Origin of the sequence: Zhongshania sp. (genome assembly GCF_041584495.1) — a bacterium.
Taxonomy (GTDB): Bacteria; Pseudomonadota; Gammaproteobacteria; order Pseudomonadales; family Spongiibacteraceae; genus Spongiibacter.
This window is the reverse complement of the sequence record NZ_JBFHDY010000038.1, coordinates 22,356-29,224: the sequence shown is the minus strand read 5'-3', so window position 1 is coordinate 29,224 and position 6,869 is coordinate 22,356. Positions and strand designations below refer to the sequence as shown.

Genomic DNA, 6,869 nt, shown 5'->3' with positions numbered 1-6,869 from the left:
TAAATGCGCTAACTGTACGATGACCTAGCGCAATCCCAAAACGCTTTGACCAGCGGATTGGACAATCGTTGCTGCAAGACCACCACCCCAATTTCCATCATTGGCAAAGCTGGCTCCACCGGAATCACCCGCACCCGCCCCCGTAAAAAGCTCGTTGCCAAAACCAGCTCTGGCACCACACCAATCCCCAGCCCGAGCGCCACAGTACTTACTATCGCCTCATGGCCGCTGACCTGAGCGTAAACACTGGGTTTAATTTGCATCTGCCGAAACCACTGTTCGATCAAGGTCCGCGCCACCCCGCGCTCCGGCAGTATAAAGGGCAACGTCGCCAAGATCTCCGGCGACAACACCTCACCCGCCGCAGCGATCTGCTCATTTACCGCGCAGGGAATATTAGGCACTAACAAACGCAGTGGCGAGCGCGTTAACTCTTGATACTGCAAGCGCGGCGACAACTGCTTTGGCTTGGCGGTAATTCCTAAATCCTCGCCACCCTCGGCAATTCGCTCTATTGCATCTGCTTGGTCACCGGTATGCAGTTTTAATTCTATAGCAGGATAACGCTGCCGAAACACCTCAAGAATATTACTAAGCACACTATAAGAAGCCGTAACCGAACAAAATAAGCCCAACTCTCCCTGCAGGGTTTCACTGTGCACGTGCAGGCGCTGGATAATGGACTGCCAATTCACCACAGCCTGTTCAGCATAGCGCAGAAATTCCCGACCTGCGGCGGTCAACTGAACACGACGATTATCACGTTCGAATAATGAAACGCCCACTTGCTCCTCTAAACGCATCACTGAGCGGCTTACCGCCGAAGCGCTGAGATGCATGGCGTCGCCGGTGCGGCCAAAGTGCAGGGATTGGCTGAGGTGGATGAAGGTTTGGAGTTCTTTGAGGTTCATTGAAGGAAACGGACGCGAAACGCGAGACGGGAGGCGGGAGACGCCCAAACCAAGCAGGATGCTAAACGGGAGGCGGGAGACGCCCAAACCAAGCAGGATGCTAAACGGGAGACGGAAAACGCAAAAGATAGCGGACAGGCGCGTAACGCGCGCCGCTCGACTGAAACCCCACTATATATTCGCAGCCCTAGCATCTCCCGTCTCCCATCACGCGTAATGCGTATTAAGCAACATAGCGTCAACTATATATCATTTTACGCAACAAACAAGCGATGCTAAAGTGGCCGCCATTGTGGGATAGCACCTGCCCACAGACCAATTGCACATACCTATTAGGAGAGAATCATGGGCCAGAATTACTTCAATAGCCTGCCGCTGCGTCTTCAGCTGCAAGAGCTCGGCAAATGCCGTTTTATGAATCGCAGTGAATTCGCAGATGGCTGCGAATACCTGAAAGGCAAGAAAATTGTCATTATCGGCTGTGGTTCACAGGGCCTTAACCAAGGTTTGAACCTCCGGGACTCTGGCCTGAATGTGTCTTACACACTCCGCGCTGAGGCCATTGCCGAGAAGCGTCAGAGCTGGAAGAACGCGACTGAGAATGGTTTTGCGGTCGGCACATACGAAGAACTCATCCCCACCGCTGACGTGGTAATGAATCTGACCCCTGACAAGCAACACACCCCTGTTGTTAACGCCGTTATGCCGTTAATGAAAGAAGGCGCTTGCTTAGATTACGCCCACGGCTTCAACTTAGTTGAAGAAGGCATGCAAATCCGTAAAGACATCACCGTTGTGATGATGTGCCCCAAATGCCCAGGCACTGAAGTACGCGAAGAATATAAGCGCGGCTTTGGTGTTCCCACCCTGATCGCTGTTCACCGCGAAAACGATCCTAAAGGCGAAGGCATGGCAATTGCCAAGGCACTGGCCTCTGGTACTGGCGGCGACCGCGCCGGTGTTCTGGAATCGTCACCCATCGCTGAAGTTAAATCAGACCTGATGGGTGAGCAAACTATTCTCTGCGGCATGCTGCAAACGGGCGCAATTCTTTGCTTCGACAAAATGGTTGAGCAAGGCATCGACGCTGGCTACGCCTCTAAGCTGATTCAATACGGCTGGGAAACGGTAACTGAAGGCCTGAAGCACGGCGGCATCACTAACATGATGGACCGTCTAAGCAACCCCGCCAAAATCAAAGCCTTTGATTTGGCTGAAGAGCTAAAAGACATCATGCGCCCGCTGTACGAAAAGCACCAAGACGACATCATCAGCGGTCACTTCTCCAAGACCATGATGGAAGACTGGGCCAACGATGATAAAAATCTGCACGCTTGGCGCGCTGCAACCGCAGAAACCGCTTTCGAAAAGACCCCTGCCGGCGATGTTAAAATCAGTGAGCAAGAATACTACGACCACGGCATTTTGTTGGTTGCTATGTGTAAAGCTGGTGTCGAGCTTGCGTTTGAGTGCATGGTTGCTGCCGGCATGGAGCCAGAGTCTGCTTACTACGAGTCGCTGCACGAAACGCCACTGATCGCCAACACGATTGCCCGTCGCAAACTGTATGAAATGAACGTTGTTATTTCAGACACTGCTGAATACGGCTGTTACCTGTTCGATCACGCTTGCCGCCCACTGCTAGCGGACTTCATGAGCAAGGTTTCTACCGACATCATCGGAAAAGGCCTGAATACCAAAGACCTCGGTGTAGACAACCAAGAGCTGATCACCGTTAACGCGGCGATTCGCAACCACCCAGTTGAAGTTGTTGGCCGCAGACTGCGCGGTTACATGACTGCAATGAAGAAAATCGTTTAACCAACCACCTTAACAAGTGGATATAACGAAATAAGATGGCTTCGCAAGAAGCCGCCTTATTTTGCTAAGCGCACACCAAAATCAATCACCAAAACTGTAAGTAAAACTAACGCCCGCTGCAATTTGATACATATAAGTCGATAGTATCTGCCCCGGCCCCAGGGGGTTAGGCGCAGTCAAAACACCCTTTTTGGCAAGATAAACAACGCCATTGACCCTCCACTTAGACGATATCTGCTCACTAAGTCCCGCGGTGTAATGCCACTCTGGAAGCGCCGGCGCCATTAAATTTAAAAATATTTCAGAGTCTCGGATAAAATGCTTACCATAATTCAAGCCTGCTCTTAAGCTAGTGGTAGGCCGAACCTCCCACTGGTAGCCCAATTTATAAACCGTCATGTCCTTCCAACCGAAACCAGCTCCACCTGCATCCCCTAAACGACTCTCCTGCAGGTTTGGTAAGAATCGATTCGCTGCGGATCTCACATCAGAAAACGCAATATGCTGAATATCAAACAAAACATTATGGTTAGCGCTTTGCCATGCCAAACCTGCGGTTAAGCTTGCAGGGATATCAAAAGCACCTTGCTCGGCAAGCAAACCTGAATACTTATTCAATTTCCCCATACGCATCTTGGTTCGGTAGCTAAGCCCAGCATGAAGGGACTCACTCAGCGCCCCCTGCCAACCAACGGTCAGCCCATACCCCCAACTTTGATCCGGCCCGCGATCACTCATTCGATCGCCATTCGATGACAAGCCTGCAAACTGCGATACGCCACTAAATTCGAAGGTTTGGTAGGCCAGAGTAGGCGACACGCCAAATACATACGCATCATCTAATCGCCAAGAGTAAGTTGGTGCAATAATTACTTGACGCAAGTCTATCCCGGCATCCCCACCGTAGTAGGTGTCATCGGAGTAATCTGTATTATTACCGTTCGCATATACCGAAACACCAAGAGTCGAACCATCATCTAACTCTTTATTATAGCCAAAACTGGGTATGACAAAGCTTTCCTGCCTACTACGGTAACTGCCTTCACGCAGATAGAAAGTGCCCTCAGGCGGCGCGCCAGCTGGGCCACCTTCAACCTCATAGCCGCGACGCGGCGAAAACAACTCAACACCGAAATCAAACTTATTCCCTACCGAATTCATACCTGCCGGATTAGTCGCTGCCGCCAAAGCGTCTTGAGACCACGCAACGCCAGCACCTCCCATACCTTTATTAACCACACCATAACCGTGCGAAAAATTTCCATTTGTTGCATATGCTACCGGCACTAGTAAAAAGGTCATCAACGACATTACCAACTTTAGACACATAACACTCAGTTCCTTTATTCAACATAAAAGGGGGCCAAACATAAACGCACCGCACAATTCTTCTCAACCTGCCATTAAGAAGAACTTTTATATTTCGAAAACTCATCCGCAATAGCAAACTCGATAAAAATCAGCCTTAACGCCTCGTCACCGGCGCCCGGCTCCAGATATCAAGAATTGGCGTGCCATGCGCACGCAGTATCGGCTCAATATCCCGATGCAACGCGTGGTAGCGATAGAAGGGAACTCGAGGAAATAAGTGGTGAACTGAGTGAATATTTTGGCCCAGCCAAAACCATTCCAACGGTTGCATCCACGAAGGCATAATGAGACTACTCGTATTCTGGTAGCGCTCAGTATTGTCATACGGATAATGCGGCCGATACGCAAACCAATAAGCCGTAAAAAGACCGCCAAAGAAATACCCCACCAAAACAACAATAGCGATGCCAGACTGATCAATAAGCAGGATAGCAAGTAGACGCCACCCCAGCGAAAAACACAGCTCAGCAATGTAAACAACACGCTCATTTAAATCGGCAGAGTGCCAATTGTTTTCCGCAAAGAAGCTATTCTGAGCATAAAAGAACTTTAGGGTTGTCAGCAATACACCAAAAGGCCCCCTACTCATCTCGCTAATCAAATAATCGGGGTCCTTTCCTTTAATGTTGGTATAACGGTGATGAGTAAAATGCTCGTGACGATGGGAGGCAAACGGAACAGCTATAATGGGCGCAACCAGATAGCCACAGCCGTCGTTCAGCCACCGCATCCTCGACTTACCCCCATGAATATTTCCGTGTACCGCTTCGTGCAAGGGCGTATACGCCATATAAGTTAGGACACTAACAAGCGGTGTAGCCAACCAAACGCTTATCACATCATTTGCAAAAAGCACTATACACAGTACGAATAGACTACATACAAGCAATGTAAGCGCTATCGTCGGCCAAGCAACCTTACCCATATAACTTATCGCGAAACCTAATGCCTTCTTATTTAAATCTTTTAGCTCTTCCTGCATTATTATTACCATGTGACAATTAGAAAGTGAATAATTCAACAGTACCGAGAAGGCACCAAAAATAACATGGCACTTATGTCCTTTCGTGCGACACTTATGGCCACATACTAGCTCGACCTAACTCAGGTTTTATACAATGGGAAATACCCAGACCACCCGTCGCCCAATCGCAATAAGCAAAGTAATGATAAATTTTGCGGAAAATCACGGTGTAGATACCGAAACCTGCCTATTTGGAACCGACATCTCAGAGCACAGCCTTCACAACGGCGATGTACTCATTGAGCGTGCTCAGGAAATGCGGCTCATTGAAAACATCATGCTTGCACTACCCAATATACCCGCACTAGGCTTTAAAATTGGCCTTTGCTACAACATCGCCACTTTTGGTATTTGGGGCTTCTCATTGCGCACCTGTCGAACCATCAGAGACGCCCTCCACACCGCACTGCGTTTTCTACCTTTAAGCACCGCTTATTGCGAGATTACTGCCTTTGAGGAAGACGACTATTTTGGTTTGCTCATGAACCCACAGTCCATACCCAGCCACCTCCGCGATTTCTTGTTAGAACGAGATATGGCCGCCAGCATCATAATCATCAAAGAGCTTAGCCTAAATGAAATTCAGACTGTGCAGACTGAGCTTAATACCTTAGATACAACAAACTCGGCCTACATAGAGTCGGTTTGCGGGCTTAAACCACTTTATCAAAGCAGGCGCAACACCATTCGCGTTTCTAATAAATATATTGATAAACCACAGCCTACTTACGATGCCAACCTAGCGAGACTATTAAGCGATCAATGCGCAAGGCAATTGCGCCAGCGACAAACTGGCGGGATTCGCGATAGCGTTAGGAGCCTGATTTTAGGCGATTTAGGGCTAATGGCGTCGCTAGAGGATGTTGCATCGGCAATAAACCTATCTAGCCGCACACTCCGGCGCAAATTAGAAAATGAAAACACCAGCTTCCGTGCGTTAGTTGAGGAAGAACGAAAACAATTGGCATTCCAACTTCTAGTAAGCAGCGACATGAAAATAGAGGAATTAGCTGCGCATTTAGGCTACACCGACACAAGCAGTTTCACTCGAGCCTTTCGGCGCTGGAGTGGCTGCTCGCCAAGAAATTACCAAAGTCCTCAAATTCGAGAGTAAATATTAAGGAGCGCCTGACCCTAGAATTCAAAACCGCAGCGATATATTATTTTACTTCTACTGGGATTACAGCTAAATCTCGAGGCAAACATCGTCAAAATCATCAATCTGATCTGCCTTATTATCGCCAAATTTGTCAACGTCGCGCCCCTTATTTTTTTAGACGATTTAATATCCATTCGGATTTTTCATAGTTTATAATTCGTGTCTTAGACTGTTTCGCAGCATATATAAGAATTCACTTGGTGACCACACCAACGTCTATTTACAGCGTCGTTATCAAACCCCACGCCCGCTCTGTCACCGCAAATTTAATATAGCATCCAGCCACCTTCAATGCTTTTTCCCCAATAGGCATCGCTAGCGAGTCATGCCCTTGTAGGAGACAATTTATAATAAGAATCGGAGGACAGCGTGGGATCATCCATCAGTTAGCAACCGCAGATTTAATAAAAAAGCCCCCGAAGGGGCAAAGGGCGTCCCAACGCCTGTGAGGATATCTACTAGCGAATGAGCCTAACACTGCTATATTTAAACTACTATTAGGCTAGTAATTATTACTAATAAAGTCGAATAGACTGTATAGAAACTATATCAGCCTATTCCTATTAGTTTTGACTTAATATCG

General features: G+C 48.3%; 5 protein-coding genes. 2 read left to right on the top strand and 3 right to left on the bottom strand.

Annotated features, from left to right (window positions below; translation table 11 throughout):
- Positions 1-8: 8 nt before the first annotated feature.
- Complete coding sequence (gene ilvY, locus ABYP33_RS08545) at positions 9-911, bottom strand: HTH-type transcriptional activator IlvY (RefSeq protein ID WP_373090357.1); 903 nt, start codon at positions 909-911, stop codon at positions 9-11.
- A gap of 345 nt (positions 912-1,256) precedes the next feature.
- Between ilvY and ilvC the strand changes: the two genes are divergently transcribed.
- Complete coding sequence (gene ilvC / locus ABYP33_RS08540) at positions 1,257-2,732, top strand: ketol-acid reductoisomerase (protein WP_373090356.1); 1,476 nt, start codon at positions 1,257-1,259, stop codon at positions 2,730-2,732.
- 81 nt (positions 2,733-2,813) lie between these two features.
- Here the strand turns inward: ilvC and ABYP33_RS08535 are convergent, their stop codons facing one another.
- Together ABYP33_RS08535 and ABYP33_RS08530 are read right to left on the bottom strand one after the other, a co-directional pair.
- Positions 2,814-4,034, bottom strand: coding sequence for an OmpP1/FadL family transporter (locus tag ABYP33_RS08535; RefSeq protein WP_373090355.1), 1,221 nt, complete (start codon positions 4,032-4,034; stop codon positions 2,814-2,816).
- 163 nt (positions 4,035-4,197) lie between these two features.
- Positions 4,198-5,028, bottom strand: coding sequence for a fatty acid desaturase (locus ABYP33_RS08530; RefSeq protein WP_373090359.1), 831 nt, complete (start codon positions 5,026-5,028; stop codon positions 4,198-4,200).
- Between the two features lie 241 nt (positions 5,029-5,269).
- Here ABYP33_RS08530 and ABYP33_RS08525 point away from each other — a divergent pair, with 241 nt between their 5' ends.
- Positions 5,270-6,241: an AraC family transcriptional regulator ligand-binding domain-containing protein gene (locus ABYP33_RS08525; protein WP_373090354.1), complete on the top strand. Its 972-nt coding sequence runs from the start codon at positions 5,270-5,272 to the stop codon at positions 6,239-6,241.
- Positions 6,242-6,869: the final 628 nt, after the last annotated feature.

Coding starts and splice junctions, on each gene's coding strand:
- ABYP33_RS08530 (WP_373090359.1), bottom strand. CDS start 5,028: ATGGGTAAGGTTGCTTGGCCGACGATAGCGCTTACATTGCTTGTATGT.
- ilvC (WP_373090356.1), top strand. CDS start 1,257: ATGGGCCAGAATTACTTCAATAGCCTGCCGCTGCGTCTTCAGCTGCAA.
- ABYP33_RS08535 (WP_373090355.1), bottom strand. CDS start 4,034: ATGACCTTTTTACTAGTGCCGGTAGCATATGCAACAAATGGAAATTTT.
- ABYP33_RS08525 (WP_373090354.1), top strand. CDS start 5,270: ATGATAAATTTTGCGGAAAATCACGGTGTAGATACCGAAACCTGCCTA.
- ilvY (WP_373090357.1), bottom strand. CDS start 911: ATGAACCTCAAAGAACTCCAAACCTTCATCCACCTCAGCCAATCCCTG.